This window comes from Ensifer oleiphilus (genome assembly GCF_013371465.1).
Taxonomy (GTDB): Bacteria; Pseudomonadota; Alphaproteobacteria; order Rhizobiales; family Rhizobiaceae; genus Ensifer; species Ensifer oleiphilus.
The window spans coordinates 222,780-245,748 of sequence record NZ_JABWDU010000010.1 but is presented as its reverse complement, the minus strand read 5'-3'; the positions used below and the strand labels follow the sequence as shown (position 1 = coordinate 245,748).

Sequence of the window (22,969 nt, the reverse complement as noted above, 5' to 3'; positions counted from 1 at the left end):
TTGCGCCTTGCAAATTTCCTGCATATGTGAACATTATCTTCAGATAAGAACACTCATGGAGGAAATTATGCCCGACGACCGTCGAGAAATATGCGTCCCAGCCGCCAGCCGCGATGGCGGGTCACCCACACTGACGCGAATCGGCGCAGGATCATTCCATGAGTGAATTCTCGCCAACGGTGGGAGTCTCCACGACGTTCCCCGCGGACATGCCGGAAGATCACGCAGCCCTGCCGGTGTGGAACGCTGAAAACTGGTTCTACGAGGATTGGCCGGTCGGCCAGCGCATCCGCTCGCTGCGCCGCACGATCTCGGAGAGCGACAGCCATCTGTTCAATACGCTGGTCGTCGATATCCACCCTTACGTTCAGGATCAGATGTTTGCGGAACGGGAAGGCATCTTCGGCCGCCGTCTGGTGGCCGGCGCCTTCGTCTTTTCCGCCGGCCTCGGGCTTGTCGCCACGAACTGCGTCAACGCCTTCTCCTATGGCTACGACAAGCTGCGCTTCATCAAGCCAGTCTTCCTCGGCGACACGATCTACACCATCCGCACCAACATGGACAAAACGCCGCGCTACAGGGAGTTGGGCCTGATCCGGGCGAGCTATCAGGTCTTCAAGAACGAGGGCGAGCTAGTGCTCTACTGCGAGCACCTGCAGACGGTGAAATACAACAATCCGGCGGATTTCGTCGGCAAGACAGAGAAATAAGAATGACGATGCACGAGGAAAACGAACTGCCACTTGCCGGTCTTGTCGTCGTCGACACGAGCCAGTTTCTCTCCGGCCCCTATTGTTCCCTGAGGTTGATGGACCTCGGCGCGCGCGTCATCAAGATCGAACGCCCGGATGGCGGGGATTTGTCGCGCCGTCTCTATTTGAGCGACACCGAGATCGGTGGCGATTCCACGATCTTCCACGCGATCAATCGCGCCAAGGAGAGCCTCGCAATCGACCTGAAGAACGAGGCCGACGTGGCGGCGCTGAAGGCTCTTCTCGCCAAGGCCGACGTGCTGATCCAGAATTTTCGCCCCGGCGTTATTCAACGCCTCGGACTCGATTACGAAGCCGTGCGCGCGATCAACCCACGCATCGTCTACGCTTCGATCAGCGGCTACGGTGAGGAGGGGCCCTGGGTCAAGCGACCGGGCCAGGACCTGCTGGCGCAGGCGCGTTCCGGGGTCATGTGGCTGAATGGTGACGAGGCGCAAGGGCCGGTTCCCTTCGGCCTTGCGATCGGCGACATGCTGGCGGGGGCCGCCGCCGCCCAAGGCATTCTCGCCGCGCTTGTCCGCCGCGGCATCTCCGGCAAGGGCAGCCTGATCGAAACCAGCCTGCTCGAAGTGCTGGTCGATTTCCAGTTCGAGGTGTTGACCACCCACCTCAACGACGGCAGGCGTCTGCCCAAGCGTTCCGATTTCCGCAGTGCGCACGCCTATCTGTCGGCTCCCTATGGCGTCTATCCGGCCAAGGACGGCTATCTCGCTATTGCCATGACGCCGATCTCTAAACTTGCACAATTGTTGGAGATGCCGCAGCTCGCACCCTATTGCGACGACCCGTCTTCCTGGTTCTCGGCGCGCGACGAGATCAAGGCGCTGATTGCCGAGCGCATCAGCGAGGGTGCGGTGGACCATTGGCTGGCTGTGCTCGAGCCGGCCGACATCTGGTGTGCGCGCGTGCTCAACTGGAACGAACTACTGGAGAGCGACGGCTTCCGCATGCTCGACATGCTGCAAACGGTCAGCCGTGAGGACAACGTCTCGATCCTGACGACGCGTTCGCCGCTTCGGGTCAATGGCCGGCGTGCGCAGGTCGACCGCGCCGCGCCGAGGATCGGCGAACACAGTGCCGCTATCCGCGCGGAGTTCGGTCTATGAGCGTTACTCTCAAGGGCATGACCTGGAGCCATCCGCGCGGCTACGATCCGATGGTGGAATGCTCGAAGCTTTGGCGGGACAAGACTGGCGTCACCGTTCATTGGGAGAAGCGCTCGCTGCAGGACTTCGAGGCCTTTCCGGTCGAGGAGCTTGCAAGGGCTTACGATCTGATCGTCATCGATCACCCGCATGTCGGCCAGATCACCAACGAGGGATGTCTTGCCCCGCTCGATGTGGCCGGCCGGGAGGCGGAACGCTCAGCACTTGCCGCAGGCTCCGTCGGGCAATCCTATCCGAGCTATGCCTGGAATGGCCGCCAATGGGCCTTCCCGATCGATGCGGCGACGCAGGTTCAGGCTTGGCGCCCAGATCTTGGCGAGCGCGTTTCAGCGTGGTCCGATATGGTGGATCTCGCACGCAAGGGAAAAGTCCTGCTGCCGATGCGGCCTCCACATTCGCTGATGAGTTTTTACACGCTCTGCGGCAATCTCGGACACGCTTGCAGTGTGGAAGGACGAGCAGACCTTGTCGATGTCGACGGGGGCATCGCTGCCTTCGAAATGCTTCGCGAACTCGTCTCGCTGATCGATCCCGACTGCTTCGCGATGGATCCGATTGCGGTCCTCGAGGCCATGTCCGCCCCGGAGGCGACAGCCGTCTGCGCCCCACTGATCTACGGCTATGTCAGCTACTCGGTCTCCGGCTTCCGGCCATCGCTTGTGCGGTTTGGCGATATCCCGGTCGCAGGCAGCCGCGGCCCGAGCGGTTCCGCGCTGGGGGGCACGGGCATCGCCGTTTCCGCCTTCTCCTCGAATTTCGCGGCCGCGACCGACTTTGCCTATTGGGTTGCAAGCGGCGAAGTCCAGCGCCGAGCCTATGCCTTTGGCGGCGGCCAGCCGGGACACGGCGACGCCTGGGACGATGACGCCGTGAACGCGGCGACGGCAGACTTTTATCGCGCCACCCGTCAGACCCTCGAAGCCGCTTGGGTGCGGCCACGACACGATGGCTACATGCCGTTTCAGCAGGCGGCATCCGATCGCATTAACGAGGGGCTCCTGCGCAAGGAGAAGGCAAGGGACGTGGTCAACGACCTCAACCGGCTCTTCGCAGAAAGCTTCGCAACGGCATAAAGATAAGCCCGGAGATGGGCGATGGGCGCATCTCCGGGCTTCAGCAAATTGTCCGCCAGCGGGCCGGGCCACTGCATGTTTGCGTAGATCGCATTCGATTTACGCAAACATGCAGCACTTCAAAGCGTGACAGTGATTGTTTCGCGTCTGAAAAGGCACGCGGTTTGTAGGTGGAGCAGGTGGGCGGTCCTCATGCGCGGCGCCCTTACGAAAGATTCCAGATCCTTCGTGCGTTCGCCGAAAGCAGCTTCGTCTGCTCTTGCGGGCTACAGCCCTTGATCAGCGCGTGGGTGGTTGCAACCCAGGTCGAAAGATTGCCGCCGAGTGTGCATACGGGCCAATCGCTGCCCCAGACGACCCGATCCCAACCGAAGGCCGCAGTCGTATGCTCGACATAGGGCCGAAGCGTTTCGACAGTCCAGCTTTCATCGGCATAGGCGACGACGCCGGATATCTTGGCAACCACATTCGGTCGTTTTGCAATCTCGTTCATATGGTCACGCCACGGATGCTCGGCGCCGCTTCGGATATCGGGGACTCCGCAATGGTCGAGCACGAACTGCAGATCGGGCACGAGATCGGCCAGGGCAATCGCCTTCTGGATCTGGTGCGGCAGGACGCAGAGGTCGAAGGTGAAGCGGCTGCCTGAAAGCCGTCTGATGTTCTCGCGGAAGACGGCGCCTTCTGACAGTTCGTCCGGCATAACGTGCAGGACGCGGCGAAATCCTTTAACGAAGGGATTGCTTTGCTGGCTTTCCAGATAGGCGGCAAAGCCATCCTCCTCCGGGCGACATGCGGCAATTGCGCCCTTGAGCAGACTGTCAGGTTTTTGCGAGAGTTGCCGGACTTCCGACGTCTCCAGCTCCATCTCTCCGGGATCGACATCCACTTCCATGTGCAGGGCCGCCTCGATCCCGACACGACGCGCTTCCGTTTCGTAGGTCGAATAAAGGAAATCCCGATCCAATGCCGGCACGCCCGCCAGCCAGGGATAGGTGAGGGCGGACTTGTTGATGATATGCAGATGGGTATCGACGATCACGATGCGGTCTCCTCCGTATGCCTCACACTCTCACATGAGAAGAGATCATTCAAATAAGAAATATGCGTCGAGAAACGATCTCGACAGTCTGATGCCGGCCGCCGCCGACACCGTTTTCATTCTATCGATTGCGCCACATCAGAGCCCGCAAGCACGGAAAGTTGGGTCGCCGCACTCCGCAGGAGCGAGATTGTCTCGGTGATATCGGGCGCGGACGGCGCGTTGACCAATGCGATATAAGGGATGGTCAGTGCCGCGATGCCACGTCCGTCGGGCCCAAGAATGGGGGCCGAGAGGTTGTAGACGCCGGCCGTCTGGGCGCTCGCCATCATTTCGTAGCCACGCTCACGGATCTGGTCGAGCCGCGCATAGAATTCCGGACCTAGCGAAATCTCGTCCTTGCTGCGCGCATGCTCGGCGATCATCATTTCGCGCTCATCCGGCGTGCGGAATGCAAGCAGTATGTGACCGGAGCCGGTGTCGAACAAGCTGATATGGGAACCGACCCGGATCGAGATTCCCCAGTAATCCGGTGCTTCCTGCTGGGCGATGACCACGGCGGAGCCGCGATCGAACACGGCCAACTGATTGGCCTGCTTCGAGCGCTGTGCGAGATCGCGCATCAGCGGCGTCGCATAGGATGCGAGACGCCGCACTGGCGCATGAAGCTGGGCGAGGCCGAACAGTTTCAGCGTCAGCGAGTAGCGGTCGCCATCGATGCGCGTGACATAGCCGCGACGCACGAGCCGGTCGAGCATCCGGTAGAATTCGTTCGGGCTGCGGTTGAGCCGCTTCGAAATCTCCGCCTGCGTCAAACCGCCATCGACGCTTGCCAGCAGTTCGAGAATATCAAGTCCCTTGTCGAGCGCGGGGGCGCGGTAGCGATCGGACTCTTCGGTGTCCATGAGCGTCCTCCTTAGTGAATATGAATATCCATATACGCAGAGAAAGCCGCCGACAAAAGAAAGTTGACCCTTGACGGGTGATAAAATTGTTGTTTGTATATGAATTAGTTTCTCACAAATGAGAAATGCGGGCCGGGATGAGGGCGCGCTTCAGTGGAGGAGAAGTTATGAACAGGCTGCTTTCCGGCGTATCGGCCGGAGTCATCATGCTTGCCTGCGCAGTGGGCGCGGCAAATGCCGCGGACCTGCCCGGCAAGTTCGAAGGCGTCACCATCGACGCCAAGCTGATCGGCGGACAGCAATACGAAAAGCTCTATGAGCGGATCGCGGAGTGGGAAAAAGAGACCGGCGCCAAGGTCAACATCCTGTCGAAGAAGAATCACTTCGAGCTCGACAAGGAGATCAAGTCGGATATCGCCACGGGCGGCATCAGCTGGTGCGTCGGCTCGAACCACTCGTCCTTCGCGCCTCAGTACCCCGATATCTACACGGATCTCCTGGCTCTGCTGCCGCCGGAAGAGATCGCGAAGTTCGTGCCTGCCGTCATCGATGCCTCGACGCTCGGCGGCAAGCTTGTGATGCTTCCCCGTGCGCAGTTCGACGTCTCGGCGCTTTATTATCAAAAGAGCCTCTACCAGGACGACGCCAAGAAGGCAGCCTTCAAGGAGAAATACGGCTACGACCTGACGCCGCCGGATACCTGGGCCCAGGTCAGCGACCAGGCAGAGTTTTTTGCCGCGCCGCCGAATTTCTACGGCACGCAGTTTGCCGGCAAGGAAGAGGCGATCAACGGCCGCTTCTATGAAATGCTGGTCGCAGAGGGCGGCGAGTACCTCGACAAGGACGGCCGTCCGGCCTTCAATTCCGAAGCGGGCATCAAGGCCCTCGACTGGTTCGTCAAGCTCTATAAGGACAAGGCCGTTCCCCCGGGCACGACCAACTATCTCTGGGACGATCTCGGCCAGGGCTTCGCCTCCGGCTCGATCGCCGTCAACCTCGACTGGCCTGGTTGGGCAAGCTTCTTCAACGACCCGAAGTCGTCGAAGGTTGCCGGCAATGTCGGCGTCAAGGTTCAGCCGGCCGGCTCTTCGGGCAAGCGTACCGGTTGGTCCGGTCACCACGGCTTCTCGGTCACCGAGGATTGCGCCAACAAGGAAGCGGCGGCCTCGCTCGTCTGGTGGCTGACCAACGAGGACAGCCAGAAGCTGGAATCGGCACCGGGTCCGCTGCCGACCCGGACCGCCGTCTGGGAATACAACATCAAGGCCGCCGAAGGCGACGCCTACAAGACTGAGGTGTTGCAGGCTTTCCAGGAAGCGGCAAAGCATGCCTTCCCGGTTCCGCAAACGGCCGAGTGGATCGAAATCTCCAACGCCGTCTATCCGGAACTTCAGGCCGCCATCCTCGGCGACAAGACGTCGAAGGAAGCGCTGGATAGCGCCGCCGAAAAGGCAACCGGCATCCTGGAAGACGCCGGCAAGCTCTGATCTGAAGTAAGGAAGGCGGCGCCGATACCAAGGTGTCGGCGCCGCCTTCGCCGTTTACTGCATAACGTCCCGATCAGAAGTGATAGGTGGCAAATTATGCAGCAAGTTTAAAGCCTTGTATCGTGTCTCGCGTGTCATGTCTGATGCGCGACGCTGCGATGTCACCTTCAGGAATGCCTGATGAAGCTCAAGAAACTGTCCGCACCGGTCCTTCTGCTCCTGCCGGCCTTTGTCGTGCTGGCAGCGGTCATCGTGATGCCATTGCTCTTCTCGTTCTATTCGAGCTTCACGCCGTTCCGGCTGACCAAGCCCGAAACGCTCTGGATCTTCGTCGGCCTGCGCAACTACATCACCGTGTTGAGCAACTGGGATTTCTGGGTCGCCTTTGGTCGCACGGTCCTTCTTCTCACCGTGGCGCTCAACACCGAAATGCTGCTCGGCCTCGGGCTGGCGCTGCTCGTCAACAAGGCAACGCACGGCCAGCGGTTGCTGCGCACCATCATGATGTTCCCGATGATGTTCTCCCCTGTTCTCGTCGGCTTCCAGTTCAAATTCATGTTCAACGACAATATCGGCTTCGTGAACAATGCGCTGCAGTCGCTCGGGCTGACCGACCGCGCCATCCCGTGGCTGATCGACGGCAATCTGGCGATGATCTCGATCATCATCGCCGAGGTCTGGTCGTCGACCGCGGTCTTCGCGATCCTCATTCTCGCCGGTCTCCTGGCGATGCCGAAGGATCCGGTCGAGGCGGCGCATGTCGATGGCTGCACGCCGTGGCAGACCTTCCGCTACGTCACCTGGCCCTATCTCATGCCGTTTGCCTTCATCGCCATGACGATCCGCTCGCTCGACGTCGCCCGCGCCTATGACATCGTCAAGATCATGACCGACGGCGGCCCGGCCAAGCGCACCGAACTCCTGTGGACGCTGATCGGCCGCACCGCCTACGCCGATGCCCGCATGGGGATGGCAAACGCCATGGCCTATGTCGCCATCCTGCTATCGATCGTCTTCACCGTCTATTTCTTCCGCAAGCTCGCCGCCGCGCGCCAGCAAATCGGAGCCGAGTGGTAATGGATATCAATTCTTCGCATCGCCTGCGCCGGCGTCTCCTGAAGACGGCGCATCTGATCGGTCTGTTCCTCGCGATGGCGGTAATCTGCCTGCCGGGCCTCTGGATCGTGCTGTCCTCGCTGCGCCCGACCGTCGAGATCATGGCCAAGCCGCCGGTCTGGATCCCGGAAAGCATCTCGCTCGATGCTTATCGCGCCATGTTCGCCGGCGCGGGCCAAGGCGGGGTTCCCGTCTGGGACTACTTCCGCAATTCGCTGATCATCTCCGTCACGTCGACGGTGATCGCATTAGCGATCGGCATGGCCGGCGGTTATGCCTTTGCCCGCTATCGCTTCAAGGCGAAGTCGGCGATCTTCCTCGGCTTCATGCTGACACGGGCCGTTCCCGGGATCGCGCTGTCGCTGCCGCTGTTCATGATCTATGCCCGTACCGGCATCATCGACACGCATTTCTCTCTGATCCTTACTTACGTTGCGCTGAACGTGCCCTTCACCATCTGGCTGATCGACGGCTTCTTCCGTCAGGTACCGAAGGATCTGGCCGAAGCCGCCCAGATCGACGGCTGCACGCCCTGGCAGGCCTTCTGGCAGGTGGAGTTTCCGCTTGCCGGCCCCGGCATTGCATCCGCCGGCATCTTCGCCTTCCTCACGTCCTGGAATGAATATGCGCTCGCCTCGCAGATCACCCGCTCGGTCAACTCGAAAACCCTGCCCGTCGGTCTGCTCGACTATACCGCCGAGTTCACGATCGACTGGCGCGGCATGTGCGCGCTTGCCGTCGTCATGATCGTCCCGGCGCTCACGCTCACTTTCATCATTCAAAAGCACCTCGTTTCGGGCCTCACCTTCGGCGCGGTGAAAGGATAAATCATGGCTCCTGTCACCCTCAGGAAACTTGTCAAACGCTATGGCGCGCTCGAAGTCGTTCACGGCATCGATCTCGAGGTGAAGGACCGCGAGTTCATCGCACTTGTCGGTCCATCCGGTTGCGGCAAGTCGACGACGCTGCGCATGATCGCCGGCCTCGAAGACGTCAGCGGCGGCGCCATCGAAATCGGCGGCCGCGCGGTCAACGATCTGCCGCCACGCGCCCGCAACATCTCGATGGTCTTTCAGTCCTACGCGCTCTATCCGCATATGACGGTGGCCGAAAACATGGGCTTCTCGCTGAAGATCGCCGGCCGTTCCGCCGAAGACATCAAGGCGCGCGTTGATGAGGCCGCGGCGATCCTCGATCTCGGCCATCTGCTCGAGCGCCGCCCTTCGCAGCTGTCCGGCGGCCAGCGCCAGCGCGTGGCCATGGGCCGGGCGATCGTGCGCCAGCCCGACGTCTTCCTGTTCGACGAGCCGCTCTCGAACCTCGACGCCAAGCTGCGCACCCAGGTGCGCACCGAAATCAAGAAGCTGCATGCCCGCATGAAGGCGACGATGATCTATGTGACGCATGACCAGGTCGAGGCAATGACGCTGTCCGACCGCATCGTCATCATGCGCGACGGCCATATCGAGCAGGTCGGAACGCCGGAAGAAGTGTTCCAGAAGCCTTCGACCAAGTTCGTTGCCGGCTTTATCGGTTCGCCGCCGATGAACATGGACGAGGCCATCGTCGACAATGGCCAACTGGTGTTTGCAAGCGGCGTCCGTCTGCCAGTCCCGCCGCGGTTTGCCGGTGCACTTCGCGCCGGACAGAAGGTGACGTTCGGCCTGCGCCCGGATGATATCTACCCGACGGGCCACGGACTTCACGCCGGTGATGCCTCAGCCGTGCACGAGGTCGATCTGCCGGTCACCATCACCGAGCCGCTCGGCAACGAGACGCTGGTGTTCATTCAGTTCAATGGTCGCGACTGGGTTTCGCGCATGCTCAATCCGCGCCCCTTACGCTCCGGCGAAAGCGTGCGTATGAGCTTCGATCTCTCCCGCGCCCATCTCTTCGACATCGACACAGGAAAGGCTCTGGAAGGCTGACATGGCAAGGATCGAGAAAATTGAACTGCGCATGGTCGATCTGCAGCCGAAGGTGAAGCGGACTGACGCGATCCAGAGCTTCGTCAGCCAGGAAACGCCGATCGTGACGATCACCGATTCCGACGGCGCGACCGGCACCGGCTACAGCTACACCATCGGCACCGGCGGGTCCTCCGTCATGCGGCTACTGTCAGATCACCTCGTTCCGATCCTGATCGGGGAGGACGCCGACTGCATCGAGGCCATCTGGCACAAGATGGAATTTGCCACGCACGCCACCACCATCGGCCCGATCACGGCGCTGGCGCTTGCTGCTGTCGATGTCGCGCTCTGGGATCTGCGCGCCAGAAAGCAGAACCTGCCGCTGTGGAAGCTTGCCGGCGGTGCCAAGGATAATTGCCCGCTCTACACCACCGAGGGCGGCTGGCTGCATATCGAAAAGGAAGCACTCGTCGAGGACGCGCTCCAGGCGAAGGCCAAGGGTTTTTCCGGCTCCAAGGTCAAGATCGGCAAGCCGCACGGCTCCGAGGACTATGATCGCCTGTCGGCGATGCGTAAGGCGCTCGGCGACGGCTTCGAGATCATGACCGACTGCAACCAGGGCTTTACCGTCGACGAAGCAATCCGCCGGGCCGCACGGCTGCGGGAACTGGATCTCGCCTGGATCGAGGAGCCGCTGCCGGCCGATGATCTCGATGGCCACATTCGCCTGACGCGCTCGACCCCGACGCCGATCGCCGTCGGCGAATCCATGTATTCCATCCGCCATTTCCGCGAGTACATGCAGAAGGGCGCCTGCTCGATCGTCCAGGTCGATGTTGCCCGCATCGGCGGTATCACGCCCTGGCTGAAGGTGGCGCATGCGGCCGAAGCCTTCGATATTCCGGTCTGTCCGCACTTCCTGATGGAACTGCATGTCAGCCTCGTCTGCGCCGTGCCGAACGGCAAGTATGTCGAGTACATTCCGCAGCTCGACGAACTGACCGAGAAGGGCATGGAGATCCGCGATGGCCGCGCCATCGCACCGATGGAGGCCGGGATCGGCATCGCCTGGGACTGGGATGCGGTAAAAACGCGCTCGATCGCCGAATTCACCCGGGAATTTGCGAAGTAGGGGAGGTCGCTATGCAACGGATGGGAATGGTGATCGGCCTGCAGCCGGAAAAGATCGCCGAGTACAAGGCACTGCATGCCGCCGTCTGGCCGGAGATCCTGGCGCTGATCTCGGAGTGCAATGTCACGAATTACTCGATCTTCCTGAAGGAGCCGGAAAACCTGCTGTTCGGCTACTGGGAGTATGTCGGCGAGGATTTCGCAGCCGATATGGCGAAGATGGCCGCGCATCCGAAAAACCAGGAGTGGTGGTCGGTCTGCATGCCCTGCCAGAAGCCGCTTGAGACGCGCAAGGACGGTGAGTGGTGGGCGATGATGGAAGATGTTTTCCACCATGACTGAGCTATTCGATCCCAATACTCTGCAGCAATCCTGGCCGACCACTGAAAAACCGCGCCCGATCGTCATCTTCGGCGCCGGCAGCATTGTCGGCGACGCGCATCTTCCGGCCTATCGCAAGCAAGGCTTTGCCGTTGCCGGCATCTTCGACCCCGACGTCGAGAAGGCGGCAGCACTTGCAACCACTTGGGGCATTTCGGCATTTGCCACCGAGGCTGAGGCGCTGGCGGTTCCCGACGCAATTTTCGATCTGGCGACGCCGCCGGCCGCGCACGCAGCAATCCTGTCGAAGCTGCCGATCGGTGCAGGCGCGCTGATCCAGAAGCCGATGGGCGGCGATCTCACTACTGCGACGGAGATCCTCAACATTTGCCGCGACCGCCAATTGAAGGCGGCGGCCAATTTCCAGCTCCGCTTCGCGCCGATGATGCTGGCGCTACGCGATGCGATTGCGAAGGGACATCTCGGCAAGGTCGTTGATTTCGACGCGTGGCTCGCGCTCGCCACCCCGTGGGGTCTCTGGCCGTTCCTCAAAGGCCTGCCGCGCATCGAGATCGCGATGCACTCGATCCATTATCTCGACCTGATCCGCGGATTGCTCGGCAACCCAGAAGGTGTTCACGCCAAGACGATCGGCCATCCTAATCATGCGGTGGCGCAGACCCGCACGGCCGCAATCCTCGACTACGGTGACAGTGTGCGCTGCGTGCTGTCGATCAATCACGACCATGATTTCGGCCGCAAGTTCCAGGCCTGCGAGTTCCGCATTTCGGGAACAGAGGGTGCTGCCTATGTGAAGCTGGGCGTCAATCTCGATTACCCGCGTGGCGAGCCAGACGAACTCTGGATCCGCCCGGTCGGCGGCAGCGAATGGGTGGAAGTTCCGCTTCAGGGTGCATGGTTCCCGGATGCCTTCGGCAATCGCATGGCCAACCTGCAGCGCTTCGTCAGCGGCGAAGACGATGAGTTGATCGGCTCCGTCGACGACGCCTGGCAGACCATGGCGCTGGTCGAGGCGGCCTATCAATCGAGCGCGCGGCCCGCAACCGCGATCGCGCCACTTCCCGGACGGTGACGATGTCAGAACAGACGATCCATTTCGAAGACTATGAACTCGGCCACGTCAGGCTGACCACGGGACGCACGATCACCGAGACCGACTTTGTCGTGCATGCCGGACATACGGGCGATTTCTTCCCGCACCACATGGATGCGGAGTTCGCAAAGACCCTGCCCGGCGGGCAGCGGATCGCCCACGGCACCATGATCTTTTCGATCGGCGTCGGCCTGACCGCATCGCTGATCAATCCGGTCGCCTTTTCTTATGGCTATGATCGGTTACGGTTCGTGCGTCCGGTTCATATCGGCGACACCATCCGCACCCGCGTGACGATCTCCGCTAAGGAGGACGATCCCAAGCGGCCGAAGGCGGGGCGTGTCGTTGAACGGTGCGAAGTTATCAACCAGCGTGGCGAGGTCGTCCTTGCCGCCGACCATATCCTGGTCGTCGAACGCAAAGCATGAGGGGTCAACTATGACAACGGGTCTTTCGGGTAGGGTCGTCCTGATCACTGCCGCCGCGCAGGGCATCGGCCGCGCCACGGCACTTGCCTTTGCCCAGGCCGGCGCGAAGGTGCATGCCTCCGATATCAACGTCGAAGCGCTGGCGGCACTCGCTGCGGAGGCGCCAGTTGAAACGCACCGGCTCGACGTTCTCGATGCCGGCGCCGTCGAGGCGCTGGTCGCCAAAATCGGCCAGGTCGACGTGCTCTTCAATTGCGCCGGTTTCGTGCACGCCGGCTCGATCCTCGACATGAAGGATGCGGACCTCGAGTTCGCCTTTGACCTCAACGTCAAGGCGATGATCCGCACCATCCGCGCCGTTCTGCCGGGCATGCTTGCACGCAAGGACGGCTCGATCATCAACATGGCTTCCGTCGCCTCGAGCATCAAGGGCGTGCCGAACCGCTTCGCCTATGGCGTGACCAAGGCGGCCGTCATCGGCCTGACCAAATCCGTCGCCGCCGACTATGTCGCCGATGGCATCCGCTGCAACGCGATTTGCCCCGGCACGGTCGAGAGCCCATCGCTGCAGGACCGCATGCGGGCGCAGGGCGATTACGATACCGCGAGAGCCGCGTTCATCGCCCGCCAGCCGATGGGCCGGATCGGCACGCCGGAAGAGATCGCCGATCTGGCACTCTACCTTGCGGGCGCCACCTATACCTCCGGGCAGGCCTATGCCATCGATGGCGGCTGGACCATCTGAGCACTCACATCAGGGATAGAACATCATGAAACTTCTTCGATACGGCGCACCGGGACAGGAAAAGCCCGGCATCATCGACGCCGGCGGCACGCTGCGCGATCTCTCGGGCCATGTCGCCGACTTCTCGGGCGCAGCTCTGGACCCCGCCAAACTGGCGGAACTTGCCAAGCTTGATCTCGCCAGCCTTCCCGCCGTTGCGGGCAGCCCGCGCCTTGGCCCCTGCGTCAGCGGCACAGGCAAGTTCATCTGCATCGGCCTCAACTATTCGGACCACGCGGCCGAAACCGGCGCGACCGTTCCGTCCGAGCCGATCATCTTCATGAAAGCGACGTCGGCCATCGTCGGCCCGAACGACGACCTCGTCATTCCGCGCGGGTCCGAGAAGACCGACTGGGAAGTCGAGCTCGGCATCGTCATCGGCCGCAAGGCGAAGTATGTCAGCGAAGCCGAAGCGCTTGACTATGTCGCCGGCTATTGCACGATCCACGACGTGTCGGAGCGCGCGTTCCAGATCGAGCGCCAGGGACAGTGGACCAAGGGCAAGTCCTGCGACACGTTCGGGCCGACCGGCCCGTGGCTGGTGACGAAGGACGACATTCCGGACCCGCAGAACCTGCCGATGTGGCTGAAGGTCAACGGCGAGACGATGCAGAACGGCTCGTCCAAGACCATGGTCTATGGCGTCGCCTACCTCGTCTCCTACCTGTCGCAGTTCATGTCGCTACAGCCGGGCGACATCATCTCGACCGGTACGCCGCCGGGCGTCGGCATGGGCATGAAGCCGCCGCGCTATCTCAAGGCCGGCGACGTCGTCGAACTCGGCATCGAAGGTCTCGGCACCCAGAAGCAGTCCGTACGCGCGGACGACTGATTTATACATATTGGAGCTAACATGACCCGCATCACCGATCTGCGCGTCTTCGATCTGCGCTTTCCCACATCGCAGAGCCTTGACGGTTCCGATGCCATGAACCCTGATCCCGATTATTCCGCGGCCTATGTCATCCTCGACACCGATCAGCCCGGATTGGCGGGTCATGGCCTGACGTTCACGATCGGGCGGGGCAACGACATCTGCTGCATGGCGATCAAGGCCATGCAGCACCTGGTCGTCGGCAAGGATACGGCGGAAATCCTCGCCAATCCCGGCCGGTTCTGGCGACACCTCACCAGTGACAGCCAGCTGCGCTGGATCGGCCCGGAGAAGGGCGCGATCCATCTCGCCACCGGCGCCATCGTCAACGCGATCTGGGATCTGCTGGCGAAGGAAGCCGGAAAGCCGGTCTGGCAACTGGTCGCAGATATGTCGCCGGAAGAGATCGCCGACATCGTCGACTATCGCTACATGACGGACGTTCTGACCCGCGACGAGGCCGTCGCTATCCTCAAGCGTGCCGAGGCCGGAAAGGCGGAGCGGATCGCGACGCTGAAGAGCGAAGGCTATGCCTGCTACACGACGTCGGCCGGCTGGCTCGGCTACGACGACGACAAGCTGCGCCGACTGGCGCAGGAGGCGATCGACCAGGGCTTCAACCACGTCAAGATGAAGGTCGGCCGCGATCTTGCCGACGATATCCGGCGCCTGACCATCGCGCGCGAAGTGATCGGCCCTGACCGCTACCTGATGATCGACGCAAACCAGGTGTGGGAGGTCGGTGAAGCGATCGACTGGGTCAAGCAATTGGCCTTTGCCAAGCCGTTCTTCATCGAGGAGCCGACAAGCCCCGACGATGTCGCCGGCCATCGCAAGATCCGCGAGGCCATCGGCCCGGTCAAGGTCGCGACCGGCGAGATGTGCCAGAACCGCATCATGTTCAAGCAGTTCATCGCCGAAGGCGCGATCGACATCGTGCAGATCGACTCCTGCCGCATGGGCGGCCTGAACGAGGTGCTCGCTGTGCTGCTTGTGGCTGCGAAATACGAACTTCCGGTATGGCCGCATGCCGGTGGCGTCGGCCTTTGCGAATATGTCCAGCACCTTTCGATGATCGACTACATCGCCGTGTCGGGAACGAAGGAGGGGCGCGTGATCGAATATGTCGACCACCTGCACGAACACTTCCTCGACCCCTGTGACATCCGCAATGCGGCCTACATGCCGCCGCAGCGTCCCGGCTTCTCGATCGAGATGAAGCCGCAATCGATTGAGGATTACACCTTCAAGGGTTGAAGTTTCGCAGCGGACATATTCATATATAAGATATAGTTTCAGAAGAAATGAACAGAGCCGTCGCGGCCTTCCGCGACGGCTCTGTTCATTTCCGCTTGCGGCTGTGCAGTCCGTGGGCTCCTAGCCGGCCACAGCGTACGACATTCCGCTTGACGCTCGCGACTCATTCGTAAATAACTTATTCATTCGCGTATGAATGAATTCCGGAGGGGAGTCCGGAACAGGAGGATCCAATGAAGAAATTCGTGCTCGCGGCTGCCATGGCCGCTCTGTCCTATTGCGGTGGCGCCAATGCGCAGGAATACAGCCTGCGGTTCTCGACCTCGCAGGTGAATCCCAACGAGCCGATCGTTAAGGCGATGAAGACCTTCTCCGAGCGGGTCGAGAAGCGCTCGGAGGGGCGCATCGCGATCACGGTGATGACCGGCGACCAGCTCGGCGCGCAGAAGAAGGTGAACGAGATGGTGATGAGCGGCGCCAGCCTGCTCAGCGCCACCGATTACGGCCAGCTCGGCCAGTTCGTGCCCGACATGTCGATCCTTGCCGGCCCCTATGTCTATCCAAGCCTCGAGGCCACGGATCGGCTGTTCGCATCGGATCTCTACAAGGAGCTGTCCGGCAAGCTCGAGGCGCAGGGCATCAAGATCATCATGCCGAACGGCCTCTTCGGCTATCGCCATATCATCTCCAACAAGCCAGTGCGCAGCCCGGCCGATCTCGCCGGCGTGACCATCCGCGTGCCGTCCTCGCCGATCATGATGGCGACCTTTAGCAGCTACGGCGCGCGGCCGACGGAATTGCCCTGGGGCGATGTCTATAACGCGCTGCAGACCGGCGTCGTCGATGCCGCCGAGGGCCCGTTCGGCTCGATCGCCGGTGCGAAGCTGAACGAGACCCGCAAGGTCGTCTCCAAGACCGGCCATCAGATCATGTTCACCGCCTGGGTCGCATCGAGCCAGTTCTTCAACAGCCTGCCGGAGGATCTGCAGACGATTCTTCTGGAGGAGGGGCAGACGATCGCCAAGGAACTGACGGCGATGACGCTCGAAACCGACGATGCCTATGCTAAGCAGCTCGCCGATTCCGGCGTCGAGATCGTCACCGACGTCGATGTGCCTGCCTTCGTCGAGGCATCGCGGGTGGCCTACGACAAGGTACCGAACATCACACCTGGCATCTACGATCGCGTCCAGAAGGCGATGGCCGAGTAAGGCGGGCAACCCACCCCTTGCCGCCAACCAGGCGTCGGTCGGATGGTCGCCGCCGGATCGGCAGATCTCTCAGTAGCAATGTGAGACCGGCAAAGCCCGACCGAAATGGGTGGCGCACGACGCCACCCGGACCCCTCTCTTCAAATGACCGAGGCCAGAATGGAAACCTCACACCCTCAGGAAGAGACCATTCCTCTTCTCAGCCTTCGCCGCGCCGACGAGGCGATCGGCGTTGTCGCCCTTATCGTTATCGTCTTCTCCATCCTCTGGGGCGTCGTCAGCCGCTACATCTTCCCGCAGCCGGCCGCCTGGACCTACGAGCTGGCGATCATGGCGTTTGCCTATCTCGTCTTCTTCGGCGCCGTTGCCGGCGTGCGGCTCGGAACACATGCGGCGATCGATGTGCTGGTCACGGCATTGCCGAACATCTGGCAGAAGGCGATTGCCTGGTTCAACTATCTGCTGCTTGCCGTCTTTTTCCTGGTGATGACGGTGCTGTTTGCCTGGCAGGCCTGGACGTCGCGACAGGTTCACACCATCGCCCTCGATCTCTCGCGTAGCCTGTCCTATGGCCCGCTGGCGCTGGCATCGGCCGGTATGTTCATCCAGCACCTGATCGTCGAGAGGCCGTGGACAGGCCGCGTGCACCGCAATGTGGAATCGCTGATATGACCTTCTTTCATCTTGCAGGACCTTCCCTGCTCGTCGTCGTGCTCTTCCTGTTGTCGACCCCGATCACCTGGGCGATGGCGATCGGTGCATTGGCCTTCTTCCTCATCAACATGGACATGATTCCACTTGCGAATTTCGCGCAGGAAATGGCCGAAGGCAGCCAGTCCGTCTCGCTGCTGGCGCTGCCTCTCTTCGTGCTTGCCGGCTGCATCATGAACGCTTCGGGCATCACCCGCCGGCTGCTCAATCTCGCCGACGTACTCGTCGGGCACATGACCGGGGCGCTCGCCCAGATGTGTACGGTTCTCGGCACGCTGCTCGGCGGCCTCACCGCGTCGGCCAATGCCGATGCCGCAATGCTGGCAAAGACGCTCGGCGTCGAAATGTCGGAGCGGGGATACAGCCGAGCTTTCGCCGCCGTCATCACCTCGTCGGCCGCCATCATCACCAGCCTGATCCCGCCGTCGATCGGCCTCATCGTCTATGGCTTTCTTGCCGAAACCTCGATCGGACGGCTGTTTGCCGCCGGCGTGGTGCCGGGCCTCGTGCTTGCCGGTGGCCTTATGATCACCACCTATTTCATCGCGAAAAAGCGCGGCTACAAGCCGTTGCGCAAGGAGCGAGCGACCCGCGCCGAAGCGATGAAGGCGCTCGTCGATGGCCTGTGGGCCCTGTCGATCCCGGTGGTCATCTTTGTCGGCACCCGCTACGGCCTTTTCACCACCACGGAGGCCGGTGCGGTCGTCGTGGTCTACGTGCTGTTCGTCGCCGTCTTCGGTTATCGCGAGTTCACCATCCGCCAGATCCCGGAAGTGCTGGCGGAATCGGTCCGCGATTCCGCCGTCGTCATGATCATGATATGCGCTGCGGCGGCTTTCGGTTTCTACCTCGCCTGGGAGCAGGTGCCTCAGGCGATGTCCGGCTGGCTCGGGGCTGCGACCGACAATCCGCTGTTGATGCTGCTGTTGATCAATCTGCTGCTGATCGTCATCGGTACTGCCATCGAGGGCTCGGCGGCGCTGATCATTCTAACGCCGATGCTGATCCCGATCATCGATGGCGTCGGCATTGACCGCGTGCATTTCGGCGTTGTCTTCATCACCAACCTGACCATTGCCGGGATCACGCCGCCGGTCGGCGGCCTGATGTACATCTCGTCGATGGTTCTGAAGGTGCCGATGATGGCCTATGCGCGCGAGGTGCTGCCCTATCTCGCGATGATGATGGTGCTGCTGGTAATGCTCAGCATGTTCCCGCAGCTTTCGCTCTGGCTGCCGAACCTTGTCTACGGGGCGACTGCCGTTCAATAGGAGATTGCCGGCCGCGGTTGAAAACCGCGGCCGGCAAGGACAAGCCTGTCATGCAGCCTGCGGCATTAGGGTCGCGGGCGCGCGCTTTCCGATGCTCAGGACCAGAAGCGCGGCCATGATGCACAAGAGCCCAGCAGCAATCAGTGCCGGCGTGTATGTTTCGAGCGACGTGCGGCTGGCACCTGCGAGGAACGCGGCGCTCGCAGCGCCGAGCTGGTGACCGGTAAACACCCAGCCGAAGACCAGGGCCGCCCGTTCTGCGCCAAAACGCTCGGCCGAAAGTTTCACCGTTGGCGGCACGGTTGCGACCCAATCGAGGCCGTAGAAAATGGCGAAGATCGACAGGGTATAGAAATTGAAGCCGCTAAACGGCAGAAACAACAGCGACAGCCCCCGAAGCCCGTAGAACCAGAAGAGCAACCAACGATTGTCGTAGCGGTCGGAAAGCCAGCCGGAGAAAACCGTGCCCACCAGGTCGAAGACGCCGATCAGTGCCAGCAGACCGGCCGCGCTGACAGCGGCGATGCCGACGTCGCCGCAGATCGACACCCAGTGCATCTGGATCAGGCCATTGGTGCTGAATCCGCAGACGAAGAAGGTGGCAAACAGCACCCAGAACGTGTTCGTCCGGGCGGCATCCCGCAGCGCCTTCAAAGGCGAAAGCAACAGGGCTCCGAAGCTTTGCTTTTGCGCCGGGGCCGGCACAATCGTCCGGCCGCCATAAGGCGCCAGACCGACGTCGGCTGGCCGATCCTGCATGAAAAGCAGCACAAGGATGAAGGCGAAGGTGAGAACCGCGATGACGACGGTCAGCGCCGTGCGCCAGCCGATTGCTTCGGTGAGGGACGCGAGCAGAGGCAGGAACACTAATTGACCGGTGGCATTGCTCGCTGTCATCAGGCCGATGACGAGGCCGCGCCGCTTGTCGAACCACCGGGTTGCAACCGTTGCGCCGAGCACCAGCGCGGTCATGCCCGTACCGACACCCAGAACCACGCCCCAAAGGGCCACCATCTGCCACAGCTCGGTCATGAAGAACGATGCCACGATGCCGCTGACAATCAGAATGAGCGCCGAGGAGACGACTTTCCTCACGCCGAAGTGGTTCATGAAGGCTGCCGCGAACGGCCCCAACAGGCCGAACAGCACGAGGCGGATGGCGAGCGCAAACGAGATCTCTGCATTCGACCAACCGAATTCGGTTTCGAGCGGTTTGATCAGAACGCCGGCGGACCCCATCGCGCCGGCAGTCGCCAGCATGACGAGGAATGTGACGGCCGCGATAGCCCAGCCATAATGGATGTCGCGTCTGGCGAGATAGCGCGCAAGCACCGGTCCGAACATCGGCCATTTCCTTCCATCGATCGATTGTGTTGAATGTGTCAGAGAGCCTGCAGCAAGGCCGTCAATTGGGCGGAGGCTTCGTTGCCGAGCTTGGCCTCGATTTGCGTCTGGACGCCGTCCCAGAGTGAGGCGCCGTCCTTGAGGACCCGTCGCCCCTTGTCGGACAATTCGACAGCCGTTTCTCTTTGATCCTGGCCGTTCGTCATCGCGACCAGCTCCATCTTTTCCAGGATCTTGACGTTCCGGCTGACCGTCGAGCGGTCGAGTTCGGTACGCTGACCGAGATCCGTCAGCGAGATGGGTTCCGCCCGCTGGATATTTCTGAGCAGGCTGAACTGCGCGAGATTGACGCCGATCGGCGCGAGCGCTTCGTCATAGAGCGTCGTCACGCGCCTCGAGGCCTTCCGCAGGAGGATGCAATAACAATGGGACATAAAGCGTGTATATACACGCAATATCGTGACGTCAAGTGCGGCGGATTGCGGCGAACTGAAGCAACGTGGAACAAGCGCAATTCGCAAGTGCGCCCGATGATCTGTGCAGCGCTGGTATCAAGATTTCGCCGTCTCACTCCCTGTGACTAATTCGCCGACAAGGGAGAGCCTCTTCTGGCGCCCACAGCCGAAGGCATGCCCTTATCGAGGTCTATCAGCCAATCGATTCGGAGCCCGCCCATGAGAGCCACCTTGCAACGGAAGATATTGGAGGTTTGCGATCGGAAGATCGCAGCAAAACGGCCGGATGTCGGCGTCTCGTTCTATGCATTCTTTGCCAACAGGAACGATGATCCTGAGATGCTGATGGAAGCAGCGGAGTGGTGGATCAGGACCCATCGACTTGACCACTTCGAGAAGGCGACGAAAATCCGCGCCTTGGTCGCCGCGGCCGTTGACGAGACATAAGGGCTATAAACGCGAACCGCGGGCGCATTTTCAAGCACCCGCTGTCCATTGATTGTCGGTGGAGGGGATCGGCCGCCCGTTTGGGCAGCCTTCTTGCGATTATTCGGCAGGAACGCGCTCCCCGCGCGTTTTGACCAGGCTCCAGATCACGCCGCTTGCGATGATCGCAAAGGTGATGCCGAGCGACAGCGCCGCCGGGAATTTTGCCAGACCAATGAGATCGGCAACGAAGACCTTCGAACCGATGAAGATCAGGACCACGGCAAGCGCCGGCTTCAGGTAGCGGAAGCGGTGGATCATCGCAGCCAGTGCAAAGTAGAGCGCACGAAGGCCGAGGATAGCGAAGATGTTCGAGGTGTAGACGATGAACGGGTCGGTGGTAATCGCGAAGATTGCAGGTACCGAATCGACGGCGAAGATCACGTCCGCGACTTCGATAAGCACCAGCGCCATGAACAGCGGCGTGATGAACCAGACCAGCTTGCCGGTCTTCGGATGCGCCTGCTTGACGAAGAAGTGTTCGCCGTGGTGGCCCTCCGTCACGTTGAAGCGGCGGCGCATGAAGCGGACCAGGGCATTGTTGGAAATGTCCGGTTCCGCTTCCTTCATGAACAGCATCTTCAGACCGGTCACGACGAGGAAGGCTGCGAAGATATAGAGCAGCCACGAGAACTCGGCGACAAGCGTCGCACCGACGCCGATCATGATGGCCCGCAGGACGATCACGCCGAGGATGCCCCAGAAAAGCACCCGATGCTGGTAAAGCCGGGGAACGGCGAAGAACGAGAAGATCAATGCGATGACGAAGACGTTGTCGAGCGCGAGCGTCTTTTCGACAACGAAGCCGGTCATATAGGCAAGGCCGGCATCTGCACCCAGGTACCACCAGACCCAGCCGCCGAAGGCGAGGCCAAGCGAGATGTAGAGCGCCGAGAGCTTGATGCTCTCGCCAACTTCGATTTCCTTGTTTTTCTTGTGCAGAACGCCAAGGTCGAAGGAGAGAATGGCGATGACCAGAGTGATGAAGCTGAGCCACATCCAGATTGGCTTACCCAGCCAATCGATAAACAACAGGGAAGTATCCACGGAATAAAGCTCCGCCGGCGCAGATGTCGGATAAGGTCCGACATCGCAAGAGCGCCGGTAGCTCTCGCCAGAGGGGCCCGGACCAGCGGGTTGTTCGCTAGGTGGGAGGGCGCTGGTCGGACTTCAAGGGTCTCGCCGTAACTTTTTTCTGCGTCGACGATTGCTAATCGTTTCAGTGGTTTCCGGGACTTTGCTGCAACGCGGAACGGCGCGAGCGGCTCCCGCAGCAATCCCTGAACTTCAGTCCTGAACCGCAAGGGCAAAGGTCGCTGCTGCGTCGCTGCAATCGACCGATCAGCGGCAACATGATTGCCGATGGCAGCCATGCTGCTGCGAACGCTGCCAGTTTGGCGGAGATCCCGGGGATAACCAGTCGTCGTCCCGCCTTGAAGCCGCGCCAGGCCCGCTCGGCAACATAATCCGCATCGACCCTTGGTAACACTTTGAAAAGCGTTACGTGATCCGCGCCGGAGCGACGGAGGAATTCTGTCGCGACCGGTCCGGGAGCAACGCATGTCACCGTGACGCCGGTGCGGCGCAACTCCTGGTGAAGAGCGAACGAGAAAGACCGTACGTAACTCTTGCTAGCGTAATAGAGTGCCATGCCGGGCCCGGGCATGAACCCGGCAATGGATCCGAGGTTGAGAACGCCGCCTCGGCCCCGCGCCACCATTGCCGGCAGGAAGTAAAGCGACAAGTCGGTGAGGGCGCGTATGTTGAGATCAATGATCCCCAGTTGTTCGGGGATGGGGAGCGTCGTTGCGCCTCCACGCAAACCATAGCCGGCGCTGTTGACGAGCACATCGCATGACAGTTTGTTTGCGCTCAGGAAGCCCGCCAGACGCACGGAAGCGTCGACTGAGAAGAGATCGAGCTCAAGTGTGAAGGCTTCGCCGCCGGCCTCGCGAATTTCGCTCGCCGCTGCCGCCAGATCGTCAAGGGAGCGTGCAACCAGAACGATCGGGGCCCCGTCGCGCGCAGCGACTTTGGCGATCGCCCTGCCAATACCGCGCGAGGCTCCGACGACCACGATTGCCAGACGGAATTCATCCAGTGCCTTCAT

General features: G+C 61.3%; 24 protein-coding genes. 18 read left to right on the top strand and 6 right to left on the bottom strand.

All coding sequences use genetic code 11. From position 1 onward, the window contains the following. Positions 1–158: 158 nt before the first annotated feature. The 3 genes from HT585_RS28275 to HT585_RS28265 are packed head-to-tail and all read left to right on the top strand — an operon-like array spanning position 159 to position 3,012. Positions 159–710 (top strand): MaoC family dehydratase, encoded by a 552-nt coding sequence (locus tag HT585_RS28275; protein WP_176356113.1) that lies wholly within the window; start codon positions 159–161, stop codon positions 708–710. A gap of 8 nt (positions 711–718) precedes the next feature. Beyond that, the gene (locus tag HT585_RS28270) at positions 719–1,879 is read left to right on the top strand and encodes a CaiB/BaiF CoA transferase family protein (protein WP_176356149.1); all 1,161 of its coding nucleotides are present in this window, start codon (positions 719–721) and stop codon (positions 1,877–1,879) included. After that, complete coding sequence (locus tag HT585_RS28265; RefSeq protein WP_176356112.1) at positions 1,876–3,012, top strand: ABC transporter substrate-binding protein; 1,137 nt, start codon at positions 1,876–1,878, stop codon at positions 3,010–3,012. The genes HT585_RS28270 and HT585_RS28265 overlap by 4 nt, the downstream gene beginning before the upstream one ends. A 205-nt stretch (positions 3,013–3,217) precedes the next feature. On the opposite strand, the gene HT585_RS28260 is transcribed toward HT585_RS28265, so the two are convergent. Together HT585_RS28260 and HT585_RS28255 are read right to left on the bottom strand one after the other, a co-directional pair. Continuing rightward, a complete protein-coding gene (locus HT585_RS28260) occupies positions 3,218–4,054 on the bottom strand; it encodes an amidohydrolase family protein (protein WP_176356111.1) in 837 nt (278 codons plus the stop codon). 116 nt (positions 4,055–4,170) lie between these two features. After that, positions 4,171–4,959 (bottom strand): IclR family transcriptional regulator, encoded by a 789-nt coding sequence (locus HT585_RS28255; RefSeq protein ID WP_176356110.1) that lies wholly within the window; start codon positions 4,957–4,959, stop codon positions 4,171–4,173. Between the two features lie 167 nt (positions 4,960–5,126). Between HT585_RS28255 and HT585_RS28250 the strand changes: the two genes are divergently transcribed. The 14 genes from HT585_RS28250 to HT585_RS28185 all read left to right on the top strand — a co-directional run bounded on the left by HT585_RS28250 (position 5,127) and on the right by HT585_RS28185 (position 18,574). Further along, positions 5,127–6,446: an ABC transporter substrate-binding protein gene (locus HT585_RS28250; RefSeq protein ID WP_176356109.1), complete on the top strand. Its 1,320-nt coding sequence runs from the start codon at positions 5,127–5,129 to the stop codon at positions 6,444–6,446. Positions 6,447–6,626: 180 nt separating this feature from the next. Beyond that, positions 6,627–7,523 (top strand): carbohydrate ABC transporter permease, encoded by an 897-nt coding sequence (locus HT585_RS28245; protein WP_176356108.1) that lies wholly within the window; start codon positions 6,627–6,629, stop codon positions 7,521–7,523. After that, positions 7,523–8,389: a carbohydrate ABC transporter permease gene (locus tag HT585_RS28240; RefSeq protein ID WP_025428739.1), complete on the top strand. Its 867-nt coding sequence runs from the start codon at positions 7,523–7,525 to the stop codon at positions 8,387–8,389. The genes HT585_RS28245 and HT585_RS28240 overlap by 1 nt, the downstream gene beginning before the upstream one ends. A gap of 3 nt (positions 8,390–8,392) precedes the next feature. Beyond that, a complete protein-coding gene (locus HT585_RS28235) occupies positions 8,393–9,490 on the top strand; it encodes an ABC transporter ATP-binding protein (RefSeq protein WP_176356107.1) in 1,098 nt (365 codons plus the stop codon). 1 nt (position 9,491) lies between these two features. Next, positions 9,492–10,604: a mandelate racemase/muconate lactonizing enzyme family protein gene (locus HT585_RS28230; RefSeq protein WP_176356106.1), complete on the top strand. Its 1,113-nt coding sequence runs from the start codon at positions 9,492–9,494 to the stop codon at positions 10,602–10,604. Positions 10,605–10,615: 11 nt separating this feature from the next. Further along, on the top strand, positions 10,616–10,945 hold the full coding sequence (locus HT585_RS28225; protein ID WP_176356105.1) for an L-rhamnose mutarotase: 330 nt from the start codon (positions 10,616–10,618) through the stop codon (positions 10,943–10,945). Then, positions 10,938–12,017, top strand: coding sequence for a Gfo/Idh/MocA family protein (locus tag HT585_RS28220; protein WP_176356104.1), 1,080 nt, complete (start codon positions 10,938–10,940; stop codon positions 12,015–12,017). The genes HT585_RS28225 and HT585_RS28220 overlap by 8 nt, the downstream gene beginning before the upstream one ends. A 2-nt stretch (positions 12,018–12,019) precedes the next feature. Then, the gene (locus tag HT585_RS28215) at positions 12,020–12,466 is read left to right on the top strand and encodes a MaoC/PaaZ C-terminal domain-containing protein (RefSeq protein ID WP_176356103.1); all 447 of its coding nucleotides are present in this window, start codon (positions 12,020–12,022) and stop codon (positions 12,464–12,466) included. Positions 12,467–12,476: 10 nt separating this feature from the next. Next, entirely contained in the window at positions 12,477–13,211 is a 735-nt protein-coding gene (locus tag HT585_RS28210) for an SDR family oxidoreductase (RefSeq protein ID WP_176356102.1), read from the top strand. Between the two features lie 25 nt (positions 13,212–13,236). After that, positions 13,237–14,082 (top strand): fumarylacetoacetate hydrolase family protein, encoded by an 846-nt coding sequence (locus HT585_RS28205; protein ID WP_176356101.1) that lies wholly within the window; start codon positions 13,237–13,239, stop codon positions 14,080–14,082. 21 nt (positions 14,083–14,103) lie between these two features. Further along, positions 14,104–15,381, top strand: coding sequence for an L-fuconate dehydratase (locus HT585_RS28200; RefSeq protein WP_176356100.1), 1,278 nt, complete (start codon positions 14,104–14,106; stop codon positions 15,379–15,381). Positions 15,382–15,614: 233 nt separating this feature from the next. Continuing rightward, a complete protein-coding gene (locus tag HT585_RS28195; RefSeq protein ID WP_176356099.1) occupies positions 15,615–16,592 on the top strand; it encodes a C4-dicarboxylate TRAP transporter substrate-binding protein in 978 nt (325 codons plus the stop codon). Positions 16,593–16,751: 159 nt separating this feature from the next. After that, positions 16,752–17,264 carry a TRAP transporter small permease gene (locus HT585_RS28190; protein WP_176356098.1) on the top strand — a complete coding sequence of 171 codons (513 nt, stop codon included), beginning with the start codon at positions 16,752–16,754 and terminating at the stop codon, positions 17,262–17,264. After that, entirely contained in the window at positions 17,261–18,574 is a 1,314-nt protein-coding gene (locus tag HT585_RS28185; RefSeq protein WP_176356097.1) for a TRAP transporter large permease, read from the top strand. The genes HT585_RS28190 and HT585_RS28185 overlap by 4 nt, the downstream gene beginning before the upstream one ends. A 48-nt stretch (positions 18,575–18,622) precedes the next feature. Here the strand turns inward: HT585_RS28185 and HT585_RS28180 are convergent, their stop codons facing one another. Both HT585_RS28180 and HT585_RS28175 read right to left on the bottom strand, forming a co-directional pair. Continuing rightward, on the bottom strand, positions 18,623–19,918 hold the full coding sequence (locus tag HT585_RS28180) for an MFS transporter (protein ID WP_176356096.1): 1,296 nt from the start codon (positions 19,916–19,918) through the stop codon (positions 18,623–18,625). Positions 19,919–19,956: 38 nt separating this feature from the next. Continuing rightward, complete coding sequence (locus tag HT585_RS28175) at positions 19,957–20,352, bottom strand: MarR family winged helix-turn-helix transcriptional regulator (RefSeq protein ID WP_176356095.1); 396 nt, start codon at positions 20,350–20,352, stop codon at positions 19,957–19,959. A gap of 240 nt (positions 20,353–20,592) precedes the next feature. Here HT585_RS28175 and HT585_RS28170 point away from each other — a divergent pair, with 240 nt between their 5' ends. Then, complete coding sequence (locus HT585_RS28170) at positions 20,593–20,820, top strand: DUF6500 family protein (RefSeq protein WP_176356094.1); 228 nt, start codon at positions 20,593–20,595, stop codon at positions 20,818–20,820. Positions 20,821–20,919: 99 nt separating this feature from the next. Here the strand turns inward: HT585_RS28170 and HT585_RS28165 are convergent, their stop codons facing one another. Continuing rightward, the gene (locus tag HT585_RS28165; RefSeq protein ID WP_176356093.1) at positions 20,920–21,906 is read right to left on the bottom strand and encodes a TerC/Alx family metal homeostasis membrane protein; all 987 of its coding nucleotides are present in this window, start codon (positions 21,904–21,906) and stop codon (positions 20,920–20,922) included. Between the two features lie 172 nt (positions 21,907–22,078). Then, positions 22,079–22,969, bottom strand: a complete 891-nt coding sequence (locus HT585_RS28160; RefSeq protein ID WP_176356092.1) for an SDR family NAD(P)-dependent oxidoreductase — start codon at positions 22,967–22,969, stop codon at positions 22,079–22,081.